The organism is Brevibacillus porteri (genome assembly GCF_003013475.1).
GTDB classification, from domain to species: Bacteria; Bacillota; Bacilli; order Brevibacillales; family Brevibacillaceae; genus Brevibacillus; species Brevibacillus porteri.
Genome location: NZ_PXZO01000044.1, coordinates 1 through 17,755 on the forward strand (window position 1 = coordinate 1; position 17,755 = coordinate 17,755).

Genomic DNA, 17,755 nt, shown 5'->3' on the forward strand with positions numbered 1-17,755 from the left:
AGATGTGTATAAGAGACCAGGGTGGCTTTGGCTCGACGGTCCCTTTTTTTAGTGGAGACGGCCAGTGAATCCCCCATGCTGGCGTGTCAGAGTCGAAGAGAACTGTGCTTTTTCTTCTCCTCCACTATGCTGACTCCACTCATAAAGGAGTTTTTTTTATGTAAATTTTGTGAATTGTATTGTTCAACACTTTGTTCATTTTTGTCTACAAAGAAAAAGGGAATCAACGGTATAATGGAGATTGGATCAAGGGCAACATTTAATAGATAAAAATTGGTATTTCATATTGACACAAAACGTACATATGACGACGCCCAGCGAGTGTGGTATCGTCCAAGATTTTACATTTTGGAAGGGAGGATATAAACATGGGAAATGAACATCAAATGCACGAGATGTCACCGGCTGCCGGAACCGCAACCTTTTCAGATTTATGGAGTCCGGATGTGATGCTTTTGTCGTTACTCGTGACTACTGTCTATTTTCTCATAACCGGTCCTATGCATAAACGTTTTGAAAACGCTACACCGGCGACTAGCAAGCAAAGATTACTTTTTGTGTTGGCAATCGTGTTGTTTTACACCGCACAAGGAAGCCCTATCAGTTATTACGGCCATCATTACATGTTTAGTTTGCACATGCTGCAACAATCGATCTTGTACTTTGCCCTGCCACCGCTTATGCTTCTCGCAATGCCTGAATGGCTTTTGGCCAAGATTTTCCGTCCGAAAGCGATGAAGTTCATACTAAACTCTTTGACACACCCGTTAGTGGCAGCGCTGTTGTTCAACTCACTGTTTTCGTTTTACCATGTTCCATTTATTTTTGATGCCGTCGCGATTAACCATGAGTGGATGACGTTTTATCATGTCATTCTCGTGATTGCCGCATTTGCGATGTGGTGGCCGATTGTGAGTCCGTTGTCTGATAACAAGCGACAACTGGCTGGATTGAAAAAACTGTCGTACGTTTTTGCAAACGGTGTCTTGATTACGCCCGCCTGTGCGCTGATTATTTTTGCTTCGGAACCGCTGTACGCTACGTATATAGCTGCGCCACAGCTATTCCAAAGCCTCGACGCGTTTAACGATCAGCGTCTTGGCGGAATCATTATGAAGTTGGTACAGGAGCTTGTTTACGGCTGTGTGCTGGCCTATGTCTTCTACCATTGGTACAAGGCAGAGAAGCAGGACGACATGCCGATGGATCAATCTTTCGGTGCTGAAAAGCCGACTTTTTAAATATGCGCGAACAGCAGAAACGTTTGTTGAATGAGGTGAAAAAATGGGGCTCATATTGCCTACGGTAAGTACGGCTTTTATCGTCATTAGCGGAATTCTCGTTGCGATTGGCTGGTACGCCATTGCGAAAAAGCAAGTAGAAAAGCATATGAAGATTATGAAATGGGCTGCGATCTGTGCCACGATTTTCTTTATCACTTATGTATCCAGAACGGCCTTTGTCGGAAATACGCATTTTGGCGGACCAGACAGCATCAAGCCAATCTATCAGACGTTCTTGTTCTTCCACATCATCCTGGCAACAGTCGGTGGTGTGATGGGTCTGATTACACTCAGATACGCTTACACGAAAAACTATGCTTCTCATCGTAAAATCGGTCCTTGGACGTCCATTGTGTGGTTTGTCACTTCCATTACAGGAGCGGCGGTTTATTTGCTGCTGTACTGGATTTATCCAGGTGGCGAGACGTCTGGCGTACTGGATGTAATTTTTGGTAAGTAATCGTTTTAGTAGTTTTTTGGGCATTGGATACAATGTAGTTAGTTTATCCAGTCATGATTCGGATGTTCAGATAGAAGGAAACAGGAGGTACAAAACGTGGACCAGCAAATGCCGATGCAGGAATCGCTTGATGCCGATGCTGCTTTGCAGACACAGCCGGTAGGGCCAGCTACCTTTCAGGATTACGTACAACTGACGAAGCCTGGTATTACCCTGTCAAACTTGATGACCACTTTTGCTGCTTTATGGTTAGCGTCCTACGGTTATCCGAACTGGAAACTGGCTTTATTCACCATGCTAGGAACCGCTTTGGTCATTATGTCGGGTGCGGCTTTAAATAATTTCTACGACCGTGATCTGGACAAAAAAATGAAGCGGACGCAAAATCGTGCGGTAGCGACGGGAAGAATTTCTGCTCGTAACGCGATCCTCTTAGGGATTGGCCTGCTGTTGGCAGGGGTTACTGTGTTGGCTGTATATGCGAATCCCTTGGCGGCGGTTTGGGGATTAATCGGTCACATTTTTTACGTGTTGATTTACACGCCGCTGAAAAGAGTAACAACTCTCAATACGGTGATTGGTGGTATTTCAGGTGCAGCTCCTCCAGTGATTGGGTGGGTAGCAGTAACAGGCACCATGGACATGACTGCTTGGCTGTTGTTCCTGGTCTTGTTCTTGTGGCAGCCTCCCCATTTTTTGGCGTTGGCCATGCTGAAAACAGAAGAATACCGTGCAGGTAATCTGCCGATGCTACCGGTAGTAAAAGGCTTTGCCGAGACGAAGCGACAAATGGTGCTGTGGGGTTCGGTGTTGTTCCCGGCTTCTTTGCTGCTGTTCGTCCACGCTAGCCTAGGCTATGTGTATTTGCTCGTCATGGGCGTGATGGGGATTGTGTACATGGTTCTGCTTTTACAGGGGTTTAAAACCAAGGATGATCTTACTTGGGCACGCAAACTGTTCGGCTATTCTATCCTTTATTTGACCGTGTTTTGTGCAGCGATCGTCATTAGTACCATGGTCAACTATTATTGACACGAAACACTCACTAAATGTTCACGGAACATCCCTTGCTTAGCAGGGGATGTTTCATTATCGTAAAAGAGGACATAGAACGAGGTGTTGTTTGATCCTCACAAGAAACAGGGTGAATTACTATGGAAAAATGGCTGAAGCCGTTAGCTTTTCTTGCTACCGTGATCATGTTTATCGTGATGGTAGCCGGTTCGCTTGTTACCAAGACAGATTCAGCACTCGGCTGTGGAAATGACTGGCCGCTGTGCAACGGTAAATGGGTTCCGGAATATACGTTGGCATCCATTATTGAATATTCTCATCGCCTGATTACAGGTGTTGCCGGTATTGTTGTTGCGATTTTCTCTGTACTTTGCTGGCGCTATTACAAAGGCAACCAAGAAGTTCGCAATCTCGCTATTTTTGGTTTGTTTTTCATCGTAGTGGAGTCCATTCTCGGCGCTTCTGCCGTCATTTGGCCACAGTCCTCATCTGTTTTGGCTCTGCACTTCGGATTCTCCTTGCTTGCTTATTCAGGCGTGTTCTTGTTGAGTGTGTTCGTTTATCAGCGGGAAAAAACGCAAAGCTTGGTGAAAACGACCGTCTCAAAAGGCTTCCGCAACTGGATGTGGTTCGTCGCTACTTATACGTACGCTGTCGTTTATCTCGGAGCGTATGTCAGACATACGGGTTCAAGTATGGCATGCAGTGACTGGCCGCTGTGTCAGGGACAGATTATCCCAGAGTTGTACGGACAGACTGGTATTCATTTTGCTCACAGAATCGCTGCGATGGTGTTGGGATTCTTGTTGTTGGGGACAATGATTTACTGCATACGTCATTTCAAGGAAAAACGGCGTGACTTGTACGGTGCGAGTATCCTGAGCTTTATTCTTTGCATCGCGCAGGTGTTCAGCGGTGGCTTCGTCATTATTTACAAGCTTCACCTGTACGCTACGCTGACTCATTCCATGATTATCACCATTTTGTTCGGGATCATCTGCTACATGTGCTTGCAGACGTTGAAGTCACCGACAAATGAAAAGCTGAGAAGATAAGAGGAAAGCTGCGCTCCTGATTCGTGGAGGGTAGCTTTTTTTATATGATGTGGCTGTGGTGGGGAAGAAGTGCATTTCCAGTCTACGCTTCGGCCTACGCCCTGCAAGGGGGATTCATTGTCCGCTAAGACGCCATTTATTTCTTAGCTGGGTGGAGCTCCAGAGGCGCTTGGACTGGAAATGCACTTCTTCCAACGCTACTTTCGATAAAACCAATTGCGAGTGGATTCAAAGATGCTTCATGTCCTACTTTCACGATGGTGTAAACGTAGCGGAGTAGGTACACAGCTGTTGGAAAGTCCTGTCACATGTTCGGAAGGAGACCGCCCGAACGAAGAGAGGAAAAAGGCGACTGGAGAACATGTGACAGGGCCTCGCCCCCACCCCAACCGATTGAGGACATCGAATTACAGACCGTCAGGCTATTGCCCAGACGGTTTTTCAACATTCATCGGAACAAAAACACCATTTTCCCAACGATACATTTGCAAAGCAGTCTCAGGCTTGCCCGGCAGCAGTTCACCTGTATCCGGGTTTAGCTCCTGCTTCGTTTGCCAGTGGTAGAGCAGTGGTTTTGCTTCGTCATCATGTACGACTTGATAACTGCCGACCGTCCGGAAAAGTTGACCACCTGGCACCGAAACCGTTTCCTGCAGCAGTCCTTCCCATGCTTTGACCAAACGACCTTTGTCCAAATACCACAGATTCGCCTCGTAGACCGATATGCCTGATCCGCCAGTATGCTGGACGGTTTCAAATACTCGTTTTTCTGCGAGTAGACGCGGTTCAACTTCAGTGTTCTTATCAATCTCGGAGTAATTCACTTCACGCGTATAGTCCCAATGATCCAATTGCAGGCGCGGTGGATTCCATTCCTCTTCCGCGATGAGGGCATACGTACGATCAGGCTTTTGATCCAAAACGTAAAAATTCCCGATATGTACGCTGCCGTTATGCTTGGCGACAATTTCTGGTTCCGGGTCATCATCGAGATTGACGAGTTGAAAATCAAAGTTGTCGGAAACAACTGGATCTTTGGCTTGCTTGTTAATCCAATCCATTATTTGGGTCTTGGTAGGCTCTCTGGAGGCAAGGGAAGAGGGGGCAGTGAGGACGAGACTGGAGACGGCAAGTCCTACTGTCAGGGTGAGCAACAGGCGGGAATTACGCAACGGTAACGAGCTCCTTTCCGGGATGAGATCGATGAATCGTGACCTTTTCAGTTGGAAGACGAGCAGTCAGGAGCAAAAGTAACGGGGAAGTGGAGTAAATTTCAACCGCGAACCGGGCTGTCTTTTGTTACAATGAAAAGCAAACACATGATCGTGGAGAGTGATAGTAGACATGCGGATATTACATACAGCCGACTGGCATTTCGGGCGGCAGCTGGAAGGGCGGGACCGACGGATAGAACAAACAGCTTTTGTGGACGAGCTCTGTCACATCGCTGATGAGCGGGAAGTGGATTTGGTGCTCATTGCTGGGGATGTGTACGATTCGGTCAATCCGCCTGCTTGGGCGGAAGAGCTTTTTTATGATGCATTGGAGCGCTTGTCTTCGGAAGGCAGGCGAGGGGTTGTCGTGATCGCGGGGAACCATGACCAGCCTGAGCGAGTGCGGGCAGCAGCGCCGCTTGCCACAAAGCACGGAATTGTTTTGTTGGGGTTGCCGAAGGAAGCGCCACTGCTGACGCAGGAAGCATCGACTGATCGCGTGCAACTTGTGCAGGGAGGCCCTTCTTGGCTAGAAATGAAGATTCCTGGCTGCGCAGCGAATGCGGTCATTTTGGCTTTGCCGTATCCTTCTGAATCGCGATTAAAGGAGCTGTTGAGCGAAAGCTTTACCCAGGAGCAGATGCAGCTTGCTTTTTCCGAGCGCATTGCACAATTGCTTGCTGATCTGTCTGTTCATTTTCGTGAGGATACGGTCAACCTGGTCACGAGCCACTTGTTTGTCATGGGCGGTAAGGAAACAGATTCCGAGCGACCGATTCAAATTGGGGGAGCGTTGACTGTATCACCGCAGGCTTTTCCGAAGAACGCTGATTATGTGGCGCTCGGCCATCTCCATCGACTGCAAAAGCTCAGTGACAAGCCGTTGGTGCGTTACAGCGGTTCACCGATTTCGTACAGCTTTTCCGAAGCAGGTCAGAGCAAGGCAGTCGTACTGGTCGAGGTGGAGCCAGGGCAAGAAGTGCGTGAGGAGATCATTTATTTGACGAGCGCACGGCCATTGGCACGTTGGAGGGCGACGGAGGGAATCGAGCAAGTCGAGCGCTGGTTGGAAGAGGGACGAGATGCAGGGGCGTGGATTGACTTGGAGCTGCATGTATCTGGCGTGATCGACCCGGCAGAATTTCAGCGTGTCCGCAAGCTTTCGGATGATTTCTTGAAAATACAACGTGTTGTCGTGAGAGAAGAGCGTGAGGAGGAAGAGGAACAGCGAGTCGAGCTGACAGAGCTGACGTCCGATCAATTGTTCAAACGCTTCTATGAACGGAGACGGGGAGCAGATCCGGATGAGCAGCTGGTGGCCTTGTTCCAGCGTCTATTGGCAGAAACCGGAGGAGAGGGGGAAGAAGAGTGAGACCGATACGATTGAAGCTGGCAGGGATGCACAGCTACAGAGAAATGCAAGAGGTCGATTTCGAAGTGCTATGTCAGGCGGGACTGTTTGGGATATTCGGTCCGACTGGAAGCGGGAAATCGACAATCTTGGACGCGATCACGCTAGCGTTGTACGGGCAGGTCGTCCGGTTGGGCGGGGGAAACCATCCGAAAGAAGTGCTGAACCAGCTGGAGCAGCGCGTATTTGTGTCCTTTACCTTTGAGCTGGGGACTGGCGATGAGCGCAAGCAATATACGGTGGAACGGGAATTTGGCCTGGATAAAAAGGGAAACAAGAGACAACCGGAAGTAAGGCTGATTCAGTCGGGAGCCTTGACCGGAGAGCCGGATGTCGTATTGGAATCCAAAGCCACGTCCGCGACTGCCGCGATTGAGGCGCTGATTGGTCTCACTTTGCAGGACTTTACCCGGGCGGTCGTTTTGCCACAGGGGCAATTTTCCCGTTTCTTGACGCTGAAGGGCAGTGAGCGCAATGAAATGCTGCAGCGAATGTTCCGCCTACATATTTATGGGGAAAAGCTGAGCGAGCGCGTACGGCACGCGTTGGAGCAGGTCAAGGAACAGATGCATCGCTTGCAACTGGCGAGTGCAGCTCTGGGTGACGCAGGTCCGGAAGCCTTGGAGCTGGCGAGACATACATGGGAGGAAGCTGCGCAAAAAGAGCAGGAATTCACCCAGCAAAAGCAGGAGCTGGCCGGGAAGCTAAAGGAGCTGGAGCAGCTGAACCAGTGGCATCAGGAGCTATTGCAAGTCCAGGTGCAACTACAGCAGCAGGAAGCAAATGAAGCGGAAATGGCATCCCTAACCGCGAAGATTCGCGAATGGGAATCGAGTATTCGATTGTGGCCATTACTCCAGCAATATGAGCGTTTGGATCAGGAATGGCATGCGACCGGTACGGCATTGGAACGCAGCCGCGAACAACAGGAGAGTGCTCGTTTGGCCGTAGATGAGGCAGAGCAAGCATATCAGAAGGTTCATGCCGAATTGGCTGTACAGGAGCCGTTACTGATTCAGCAAAAGGGCAGGCTGGTACAGGCACAGGAGTGGGAAGAGGAGCTAAAGGCGATCCGGGAAGAGTGGACAGGTCTGGAGCGAGAGTGGAATGAAGTGTCAGTCGCCTTGACCAACATAGAACAACAGTTGGAAAAGGATGAAGCCGAATTAAAAAACTGGGAGCTAGCGTGGGCGGATCTGCAAGAACAGATGAAGCAGGTCACGATCTCTCCTGAATGGCGAGCACAAATAGCGGCAGCCAGAGAAGCGAAGCAGCAGTGGGAACGAGACTATGCCAAGGTACGTGAGCTGGAAAAAGAACAACTCGCAGCAGAGGAGCACATCCAGGCGGCAACCCATACGGCCGATGAGAACAAGCGCAGCTGGGAAGTGTGTGCGAATCGGTTGGCACAAAAAAGAGAAGAGCTGGCAGCACCTACCGACTCGGCTTTGATGAGCGAAGCAGAATGGGAGAAAGCAAGAAATGTACTGGCAGACATGAAGCAGGTAGGTCGCCAGTGGCGGGAAGTATTGCAGGCTTTCTCATCATGGCAGGAGAAGTCGCAACACATCGTCCAGGAGCGTAAGCAGTTGGATGAGCGCAATCAAGAGCTGACTGGGGCAGTAGAGACAAGCGAAGCACTTGTGAAGAGTCAACTGGTCCAACGAGATGAGCTGCGCCAAGAATGGGAACGCTGGCAGCAGGAAAACATGGCGCGATTTTTGCGCGAACGTTTAGAGGAAGGCAAGGAGTGTCCGGTATGTGGTTCCGAACACCACCCACACGGGCACCAGAACCATACAAAAGCGTCTGAAGTGGGGACGGAGGGTGATGCCCTGCGTGCCCGAATCAAAGCGTCAGAAGAGGCTTTGCGTGCGGCTGAGCAAGAAGCAGGCAAGACCAAGGAAGCCTGGTTGGCAGCAAAGGGAGCGCTTGCTGCTTTTGATGAGCGCCTAGCAAGCGTAAAGGCTGAACAGGAACAGCTGGAAGCGCGCTTGGAAGCGATCAAGGCAGAGTGTCGCGGGTACGGACAGCCTTGGATCGTGGATTCTTTTGAAGAGCTACTCGGAGTCTATCAGCGCGAGGAAAAAGAACGGATCGCCAAGCAAGCGGAAAGAGAGCGACTAAAAGCAGAGCGTGAGCAATTGCAGCAGCAGCTGGAGGCCTTGCGTGAGGAAGAAGCGGAAAAGAAACGCTTGATGGAGCGGAGCACGCTGTTGCTCGAGCAGGCACAGAAGGCAATCAATGACAATAAAGCTCGCCTAGACGCTGCATCCATGCAAGAAAAGCAATCCAGAGAAGAGCTCGACGCGAAGCGCAATGAGCTTCCCATCGAGGAAATCGAACAGCGGTACGAGGAAATCGGAAAATCAGATCGCCGTTTAGCAGAACTACAGCAGGTACGATCCGAGAAAGAAACGCTGCGCGGAAAGCTGACGATGCAAGTAGAAGCCGCCAAGTCGCGCAAGGTAGAGGGCAAATCACGGGAAGCGGCGCTGAAGGAAAAGCTTGAAGATAGAAAGCGCATGTGGGAACAAAAACATGCCCAATGGCTGGAACGCACGGGAGGACTTACTGCGCAGGAGTGTCTGATGCGGGTAGAGGATTCTCTCCTCGGTTTGCGTCAGGCAGTCACGTTGGCAGAGACAAAGCGCAAAGAGACCGCCGAGGCGCGGGAAACGGTGCAAAACAATCTGGTCAAATATTCGGAGACGTTGGCCATCCTCACACGGCAACGCACGGAAGCTCACGAGACATTGTACCAAGGCTTGCAAGAAACAGGTCTCGGCACTGTCGAGTATGTACGGGAGCGGTACGCAGAGCGCGAGCAATTGCCACAGGCACAGGAACAAGTCGAGGCTTACACGCGAATCGCAGGGCAGCTTCGTTACGAAGAAGAAAGACTACAGCAAGCAGTAGCAGGCCGTTCGTTTACGCAAGAAGAGCTCACCACTGCAAAAGAGGCATGGGAGCAATGGGAGCAAGCCTTCCAGGAGGCGCAAAAGCAAGTCGCTGTCGCCAAAGAGCACGTAGATCGCATGGAAAAAAATCATGACAAATGGCAAGAGCTTCATAAAGAGATGGTACAGCAGCAGGATGAGCAGAGCCGCTTGGAAGAGTTGAAAAAGTTGTTTGAAGCCAAGGCGTTTGTCCAGTTCATTGCGGAGGAAAAACTGGTATCAATCGCCAGAGACGCTTCGTATCACCTGAAGCGGATGACCGCCAATCGTTACGGGCTGGAAATCGGCGACGAGGGCGAATTTGTTTTGCGAGATGAAGGAGCTGGAGGAATGCGCCGTCCAGTAAGCACATTGTCTGGCGGGGAAACATTCCTGACTTCCTTGTCGCTGGCTCTTGCCCTGTCGATGGAGATTCAAATGCGTGGCGGCCGCCTGGAGTTTTTCTTCTTGGACGAAGGCTTTGGGACACTCGATCCGGAGCTATTGGAAGTCGTTATGGATGCGCTTGAACGACTGCGCATGGACGATTTTACCATCGGGGTCATTAGCCACGTCCCGGAAATACGTGTGCGCATGCCGCGTCGTCTGGTCGTGACACCAGCAGAACCGATGGGAAAAGGCAGCATGCTGCATCTGGAAATGGAGTAGGGAAGGGGAAAAATCATGGCAGTCCAATTTATACTGGGGCGGGCAGGAACGGGGAAGACAGAATCGATCCATCGGCAGATGCAAGCCCGGCTACGGGAAAAGCCGTTGGGTTCGCCTATGATTCTGCTCGTACCGGAACAGGCCAGCTTTCAGGAAGAGTATGCGCTCGCCACACTGCCAGAGCTAGGCGGTGTGATGGGGACACAAGTGCTCAGCTTCGGTCGATTGGCTCACAGGCTCATGCAGGAGCTGGGCGACCTGACTACCGTGCCTGTTGACGATCTGGGCAAGCATATGGTTTTGCGCATGCTTTTAGAGCGGCACAAGGAAGAGCTGAACGTATTCGGGCGCTCGGCGACACAGCCTGGGTTTGCTTCTCAGCTCGGTCGCTTGATTAGCGAGTGCAAATCGTATGGGGTATCCTTCACCGATTCCGAGAATCTGGAGTGGGGAGGAGCTAATCTCAATCAAAAAATACATGACCTTCGCTTGATTATGAATGCGTACGAGGCTTACTTGTCGGAGGGGTATTGTGATGCGGATGACATCCTGAACCGAGTGGCCACAATGGTACGTGATTCCATGTACATCAAGCAGGCTGAAATATTTATCGATGGCTTTACCGGGTTTACGAATCAAGAGCTGCGCTTGATCGAACAGTTGATGCAGCACGCCAAGCAGGTGACGATTGCACTGACGCTTGACCCGAATGAACGGGACGCCTCTGTGGATGAACTGGGGCTGTTCCACCCTACACTGCGAACATACCAAGCCTTGACACTGATGGCGCGTGAATCGGGTGTCTCAATCGCCAAGCCGCTTTTATTGGCCGAGGCACAGCGATTCAGGAGCAGTCCATGGCTTCGTCAGGTCGAACAAGTGTATTTCCAATGGGGAGACCCGCCAATCCCGGATCAGCCCGGACGTTCGGACGAAGTGACGATGCTCTCAGCAGTGAACAGGCGAGCAGAGGTAGAGGCTGTGGCGCTGAAGCTCCTGACTCTGTCGAGAGAAGAGGGGTATCGCTGGAAGGACATGGCGATTTTGCTTCGGGAAATTGGTACGTACGCTGACGAGATTTCGGCTGTATTTACCGAATACGGCATCCCGCACTTCTTGGACCAGAAGCGCTCTGTCATGCACCATCCCTTGGTAGAGCTGGTGCGCTCGGCATTGGAGGTCATTGTCACAAAATGGCGCTACGACGCTGTTTTCCGCTGCTTGAAAACAGACCTGCTCCTGCTGGATATCACCGATGAGCATACAGCCCGGAAGGAAATCGACCGACTGGAAAATTACGTGCTGGCTCATGGTGTCTTTGGCTATCAATGGGCAGAAGAATCTGCTTGGCATTTCCGCGGGCAAGCTGGCGCTGAGGAAGACGCGAAAATCGATGAGTTGAGACGCAAATATGCAGCGCCGCTCCTGTTCTTTGAAAAAGAGATGAAGCAAGCAACGGGCAATAACGTACAGGAAATGACTCTTGCCCTGTACAACCTTCTGATCGCGCTGGATGTGCCTAACAAGCTAGAGAATTGGCAGCGGAAGGCAGAAAATGACGGTGATCTCGATGCAGCACAGGTGCACGGACAAGTATGGACGGGATTGATCGAGCTGATGGATCAGGTCGTGGAGGTCATGGGCGACGAGAGCATGGATCTGGCGACATTTGCTCGTGTGCTCGACAGCGGTCTGGAGACGATTGAATTGGGACTCGTTCCCCCGGCGCTGGATCAGGTGCTGATCGGGGCCATGGAGCGCTCCCGTCAACCGGATGTCAAAGCTCTGTTTTTGCTTGGCGTAAACGAGGGCATTATTCCGTTGCGTCCAAAAGAAGAAGGAATTTTGGATGAGGCGGAACGTGAGCGACTGGCTGAAATGGGAATGTCTCTGGCACCGAGTGCAAAGCAACGGCTGATGGCTGAGCCTTACCTGCTGTACCAAGCGATGACGAGACCATCGGAGAGACTAATCCTGAGCTGTGCGTTGGCAGATGAAGAGGGCAAGGCACTGCTGCCCTCCTCCGTGTTTACACGCATCCGGGAAGTGCTGCCGGATATCCCGCATCAGGTGTTTTATAACGAACCAACCGGGCAGCACGAGACCGATGCATTCTTGCTCGGTCATCCGAGACGTGTGTTCCGCCACCTGTTGACGCTATTGCGATCTATGAAGAAAACAGGAGAGCTGCCAGATTTCTGGTGGGAGGTATACGATTGGTATATTCGTACCTCTTCCGATGTCAAACGGGAGCAGTGGCTGTTGTCCGGCTTGCGTTACTTCAATCGACCGCAGGAGCTGGATTTAGAAACGAGCACGACCTTGTACGGCAAACAACTAAAAATGAGCGTGTCTCGTCTGGAGCGGTTCCAGTCATGTCCGTTCTCGCATTTCTCTTCTCACGGTCTCAGATTGGCAGAGAGAACGATGTACAAGCTGGAACGTTTCGATGTGGGAGAGCTGTTCCACGCATCACTCAAGCGAGCTGTTGAAAAAATGAACGAAGACAATCTGGAGTGGAGCAAGCTGACGGAAGACAATAGCATGCAGCTTGCAAATGTGGTTGTAGAAGAACTGGTTCCTGCGACTCGCAGCAGCATTTTGACGCGGACCGCCCGATATCGTTATTTGTCCGGCAAGCTGAAGCGAGCAGTTGGCCGCGCGATTTACGTACTCGGGGAGCATGCGAAGCGCAGCCGTTTTGCACCAGTAGGACTGGAGGTTTCGTTTGGGCCGAGTTCAGATTTGCCGGGATTGGCTTTAACGCTTGAAAATGGCGTGGAGCTTCAGGTAATCGGACGAATTGACCGCGTTGACCAATCACTGGATAGTGAGGTCCCGTATTTGCGCGTGATTGACTACAAGTCCAGTCCCAAGCAGCTGTCTCTCTCCGACGTGTGGAATGGCCTGAACTTGCAACTGCTCGTCTATCTGGATGTCGTCGTGGCAAATGCGGAGGAATGGCTGGGGAAAAAAGCCGAAATGGGAGGCGTTTTCTACTATCAGGTAGCCGATCCTTTTGTGACGGCAAAACGCTTGCTAACGGTTGACGAAGCGGCAAAGGAGCGGGCAAAGCGCTTGCGCATGAAAGGCTTGATGCTCGCAGACCCAGAGCTGGCACGAATGATGGATGGCTATGTAGAGCAAGGGGCGTCAGAGCTGGTGCCATTTGAAATAAAAAAGGACGGAACGCTTTCGTCGCGATCATCTGTGGCAACAGCCGAGCAATTCCAAGCCTTGACCTCCTATGTTCGCGATACCGTGAAGCAAATCAGTACGCGCATGACCAACGGGGAAATCCAGATCGAACCGTACACAAATGGGACGATGACCGCTTGCGATTACTGTTCGTACAAGCCAGTATGCAAGTTCGATGGAGATGCAGGCGGGAATGAGCACCGACAGCTTGCCAAGTGGAACAACAAGCAAATATGGAGCATGCTGGCAGAACAGCAGATGGCAGGAGAAGGAGGAATGACCGATGGCGGATCAACAATTGCAGGCCAAGCCTGAACAATGGACGGACGAGCAATGGCAAGCGATTATCCAGCGCGGGAATAATCTCCTGGTGGCAGCGGCAGCAGGCTCAGGGAAAACCTCTGTTCTGGTTGAGCGGATTATCCGACGCATCATGGACGAGAAGGACCCGGTTGGTGTCGATCAGCTGTTGGTGGTGACCTTTACCAATGCGGCAGCGGCAGAGATGCGTCACCGGATTGGCGATGCATTGCGAAAAGCATTGAAAGATGACCCGCACTCTTCTCATCTGCGTCGACAACTGGCTCTACTCCAGCGGGCGACGATTACGACACTTCACTCGTTTTGCTTGGGGATTTTGCGCCAGTATTACTATCTGATTGAACTCGATCCTGATTTTCGCATTGCCGATCAGATGGAAGGCGAGCTTTTGCGGCAGGATGTCTTGGAGGAACAGCTGGAGAGCTGGTATGAGAATGACGTGGATTTTCATGCATTAGCTGATGTGATGCTGGACGGTCAGGACGATCATGCTCTCACCATTTTGCTGCTCAGGCTGTATGAGTTTTCACGCAGTCATCCGGCACCAGAACAATGGCTCGGGGAAGCGGCTGGAATGTTTGCGGTTCACGATAAAAACGGTCTGGACGGACTGGAGTGGACCAGAAGCGTGCTACGTTCTGTGGAGCTGGCACTCGGTGGAATGACGGCTAAGATGCGCAGGGCAGTTCTATTGGCAGGCTCACCGGAAGGGCCTGCTGGCTATTTGCCTTTGCTTGAGGCGGAAGCAGCTGCCCTAGAGCGTGCTGGAGCGGCTTGCATAGATGGCTGGGAAGCGACTGTCGGAGCTGTCCGAGGAGTTGTATTTGCCAAGCTGCCTCCAGTGAAAGGTACAGATCCGCTCGTGAAGGAACAGGTGCAAGACCTGCGAAACAGCGTGAAAAAGGAACTGGCAGAGCAAATCGAGCAATACTTTTCTACGACAGCCGAGCAGTACGTTGCGGATTTGCAGCGGATTGCTCCTCACATGCAGACATTGGCAAGACTGGTGACAGCATTTTCGGACGCATTTCAATTGGAGAAGCGCTCGCGTGGCTTAGTCGACTTTGGCGACTTGGAGCATCTTGCTCTGCGCGTTTTAACCGAAACGAATGAGTCTGGGGAGACTGTTCCTTCGTCTATCTCGACCCAATTGCGTGAACAGTTCGCTGAAGTGCTGGTAGACGAATATCAGGATATCAACCTCGTGCAGGAGACCATCTTGCAAATGGTTTCCCGAGACGGAGCGGATGGTCAGCCAGCGAATCGCTTCATGGTAGGTGATGTGAAGCAGAGTATTTATCGGTTCCGCTTGGCAGAGCCGAAGCTGTTTCTCGAAAAATATGTGACCTATCAAAAAGATAGGGACGCTGACGAAGCGTGCATCGGACGGCGTATTGATCTGGCGGCAAACTTCCGTAGTAGAAGAGAAGTCGTAGATGCCGTTAACTTTTTGTTTCGTCAGATCATGTCTCACGGGGTAGGTGAGATTGGTTATGATCCTTCGGCGGAGTTGATCAACCGTGCGTCTTATCCTGAAGCACAGCCGAACCGTTTGCAGGCAGAGATGCATCTGATCGACCGGAATACAGCGATAGCAGAAGAAGGTCAGGTGGTAGTTGCCGAGTCAACTGATGAGGGCGAAGCAGGTATTCCCGAGACAGCAGGAGAGTCCGCAGAGGAAGCGAGTGTAGCACAGCTGGAAGCGCGACTAATCGCCAGCCGCATTCGACGTTGGATGGAGCCAGGCGAGGGAGAAGAGCCACTGCTCGTTTTCGATAAAAAGGCTGGGGGAATGCGTCCCCTGGCCTATCACGATATCGTTATTTTGCTTCGTGCGACCTCAGGCTGGGGGCAGACGATGCAAGAGGAGCTGCACGCGGCAGGAATTCCCGTGTATGCGGAGCAGACTGCGGGTTATTTCGCGGCGACGGAGGTAGAAACGATGCTCTCCTTGCTGCGTGTCATTGACAACCCGCTCCAAGACATTCCATTGGCAGCTGTATTGCGGTCTCCTATCGTCGGCTTGCGGGAGGAGCAGCTTGCTCAAATCCGCATTCACTACGCGACAGGGCCGTTTCACCAAGCCGTACTCCAATATGCAGAGGAACGCCCGGCCCAAGAGTCGTGGGAGAAAAGGCTACGACAGTTTTTTGGCCGATTGGATCTATGGCGGACAGAGGCTCGCAGAGTTGCTTTATCGGAACTGCTGACGATGCTATACCGGGAGACGGGCTATCTCGATTATGTGGCGGCTCTGGAAAACGGTCAGCAGCGACAGGCCAACTTGCGTGCGCTCTATGATCGTGCGAGACAATACGAAGCTGGCTCCTATCGAGGTTTGTTCCGCTTTTTGCGCTTTGTCGACCGTCTGCAAGAAGCGGGCAATGATATGGGTGAAGCACGAACCATCGGAGAAAACGAGGATGTCGTACGCATCATGACGATCCACAAAAGTAAGGGGCTGGAGTTCCCGGTTGTTTTTGTGGCGGGTATGGGCAAGCAGTTTAATACGATGGATTTGAAAAGCCAGTTTTTGCTGCATAAAGATCTGGGCTTTGGCCCGATGGCAATCGAGCCCTCCATGCAGCTGCGCTATCCGAGTCTGGCTGCGCTAGGCATCCGGCAAAAGCTGCGTCGGGATATGCTGGCAGAGGAAATGCGTGTGCTTTATGTGGCTTTGACGCGTGCACGCGAGAAGCTCATTCTTGTTGGTTCATCGAGGGATCTCGCAAAAAGTGTGACGGACTGGGGCAGACAGGATGACAGCGAGCGGCTCAGTGACGAAGACTTGATTCAGGCAAAAGGATACCTGGATTGGGTAGGGCGTGCGATGCTGCGACATCCTGGCGCAGGATTACTGCGGGCATATCCAGAGCAACAAGGATCAGGAGATGTCGTGAGAGTCAGAAGTGTGCTGGATGATTCGGTTTGGTCGTTTCATTTCTATCAGGCAGATGAGCTCCGTGCTCAAGGAGAGTCAACCAACGACGAGGCGTTTTTGTGGGAGCGCATGACCAGACGAGAGGCGATTAAGGAACGACCGTCTGATGACACGTTGCGAGAGATTGTCGACACGAGGTTAGGATGGCAGGACCCGCATCCCATTGCGCCACGCGTCGCTGCGAAATGGAGTGTCAGCGAACTCAAGCGACATGCCAAAGTCAGCAAAGGCGGACAGCCACTCACACTGCCGTCGATTACGGAAAAGCCAAAGTTTTTGTCTGATCAAAAATCCAATCGACTGACAGCAGCAGAAAAAGGGACAATTACGCACTTAGTGTTCCAACATCTCGATTTGAAGCGTCCGCTGGATGAAGCGGATATTCGGGAGCAGGTGATGGTACTCGCGGCACGTCGCTTTTTGACTGATGAGCAGGTACAAGCAGTAGATGTTCCACAGATCGCCCGATTCTTCGCTGATCCTTTGGGGCAGCGAATGAAGTCGGCGGCGGTCGTGCATCGTGAATTACCATTTACCCTCGTGCTTCCTGCTTATGAAGTAGAAGCGGAGTTAGGTGAAGAGAGCAACGAGCAGGTTGTCGTTCAAGGGGTCATTGATTGCCTGTTGGAGGAACAGGATGGAAGCCTCGTCCTGATCGATTTCAAGACAGATTGGATGGCAAAAGAGGCGACTGCGGTAGCCATCGAAGAGATGAAAAGAAGATACGAAGGGCAGATCAGGCTATACGTTCGGGCGATCAAGCAGATCATCAAGCCAAAAGGGAACCTGTCTAGTTATCTTTATTTACTCTCAGGTGGATTCTCTCTGTCGTTTTCGGATGAAAGCTTGGAATAGTATGTTGGGCCGTCAGGGTTAATATTCTGGCGGTCTTTTTGTTTATTACTGCTGCTGTGGTTGAGGAAGAAGCGCATTTCCAGTCTACGCTTCGGCCTACGCCCCACAAGGGGAGATTGACTGTCCGCTTCGAAATGAATGGCGGGAGCGCTTCAAACGTAGCAGTTTCGATGAAGGATTCCATAAGTGAAGCTGAAATTCCCCGCCATTTATTTCGAAGCTAGGATGGGCTCCAGAGGCGCTTTGACTGGAAATGCGCTTCTTCCTACGCAACTTTGATTAATAAATACGAAAGTAAATTCGAGGAGGCTACTTTGAACTGCCCCCCACTATGAACGAAAAGCGGGAAGAGATCAAAGCGGTAGAAAGCACTGTCACATGTTTGGAAGGAGACC

The 17,755-nt window shown here is 51.4% G+C and carries 9 protein-coding genes; 8 read left to right on the forward strand and 1 reads right to left on the reverse strand.

All coding sequences use genetic code 11. The features are described 5' to 3' along the window. Positions 1 to 368 precede the first annotated feature (368 nt). The 4 genes from C7R92_RS21850 (at position 369) to C7R92_RS21865 (ending at position 3,812) form a co-directional block, all read left to right on the forward strand. Complete coding sequence (locus C7R92_RS21850; RefSeq protein ID WP_106835625.1) at positions 369 to 1,241, forward strand: cytochrome c oxidase assembly protein; 873 nt, start codon at positions 369 to 371, stop codon at positions 1,239 to 1,241. A 43-nt stretch (positions 1,242 to 1,284) separates the two neighbouring features. Next, positions 1,285 to 1,743 (forward strand): DUF420 domain-containing protein, encoded by a 459-nt coding sequence (locus C7R92_RS21855; protein WP_106835626.1) that lies wholly within the window; start codon positions 1,285 to 1,287, stop codon positions 1,741 to 1,743. A 96-nt stretch (positions 1,744 to 1,839) separates the two neighbouring features. After that, positions 1,840 to 2,775 (forward strand): heme o synthase, encoded by a 936-nt coding sequence (gene cyoE, locus C7R92_RS21860; protein ID WP_069848996.1) that lies wholly within the window; start codon positions 1,840 to 1,842, stop codon positions 2,773 to 2,775. Positions 2,776 to 2,897: 122 nt separating this feature from the next. Then, a complete protein-coding gene (locus tag C7R92_RS21865) occupies positions 2,898 to 3,812 on the forward strand; it encodes a COX15/CtaA family protein (RefSeq protein ID WP_106835627.1) in 915 nt (304 codons plus the stop codon). 422 nt (positions 3,813 to 4,234) lie between these two features. Here the strand turns inward: C7R92_RS21865 and C7R92_RS21870 are convergent, their stop codons facing one another. Beyond that, on the reverse strand, positions 4,235 to 4,984 hold the full coding sequence (locus C7R92_RS21870; protein ID WP_106835628.1) for a hypothetical protein: 750 nt from the start codon (positions 4,982 to 4,984) through the stop codon (positions 4,235 to 4,237). Positions 4,985 to 5,156: 172 nt separating this feature from the next. On the opposite strand from C7R92_RS21870, the gene C7R92_RS21875 reads away from it, so the two are divergent. Genes C7R92_RS21875 through addA form a run of 4 tightly spaced genes read left to right on the forward strand, consistent with a single transcriptional unit; the run spans position 5,157 to position 17,360 of the window. Continuing rightward, the gene (locus C7R92_RS21875) at positions 5,157 to 6,398 is read left to right on the forward strand and encodes an exonuclease SbcCD subunit D (protein ID WP_106835629.1); all 1,242 of its coding nucleotides are present in this window, start codon (positions 5,157 to 5,159) and stop codon (positions 6,396 to 6,398) included. Further along, positions 6,395 to 10,045: an AAA family ATPase gene (locus C7R92_RS21880; protein WP_106835630.1), complete on the forward strand. Its 3,651-nt coding sequence runs from the start codon at positions 6,395 to 6,397 to the stop codon at positions 10,043 to 10,045. The genes C7R92_RS21875 and C7R92_RS21880 overlap by 4 nt, the downstream gene beginning before the upstream one ends. 15 nt (positions 10,046 to 10,060) lie before the next feature. Beyond that, a complete protein-coding gene (gene addB, locus C7R92_RS21885) occupies positions 10,061 to 13,558 on the forward strand; it encodes a helicase-exonuclease AddAB subunit AddB (protein ID WP_106835631.1) in 3,498 nt (1,165 codons plus the stop codon). After that, a complete protein-coding gene (addA, locus tag C7R92_RS21890) occupies positions 13,527 to 17,360 on the forward strand; it encodes a helicase-exonuclease AddAB subunit AddA (protein ID WP_106835632.1) in 3,834 nt (1,277 codons plus the stop codon). Before addB ends, addA begins: the two co-directional genes overlap by 32 nt. The last annotated feature ends 395 nt before the right edge of the window (positions 17,361 to 17,755 follow it).

Excerpts from the sequence above, each read along its gene's own strand:
- C7R92_RS21850 (WP_106835625.1), top strand. The coding sequence starts at position 369 with ATGGGAAATGAACATCAAATGCACGAGATGTCACCGGCTGCCGGAACC.
- C7R92_RS21855 (WP_106835626.1), top strand. The coding sequence starts at position 1,285 with ATGGGGCTCATATTGCCTACGGTAAGTACGGCTTTTATCGTCATTAGC.
- C7R92_RS21865 (WP_106835627.1), top strand. The coding sequence starts at position 2,898 with ATGGAAAAATGGCTGAAGCCGTTAGCTTTTCTTGCTACCGTGATCATG.
- C7R92_RS21875 (WP_106835629.1), top strand. The coding sequence starts at position 5,157 with ATGCGGATATTACATACAGCCGACTGGCATTTCGGGCGGCAGCTGGAA.
- addB (WP_106835631.1), top strand. The coding sequence starts at position 10,061 with ATGGCAGTCCAATTTATACTGGGGCGGGCAGGAACGGGGAAGACAGAA.
- addA (WP_106835632.1), top strand. The coding sequence starts at position 13,527 with ATGGCGGATCAACAATTGCAGGCCAAGCCTGAACAATGGACGGACGAG.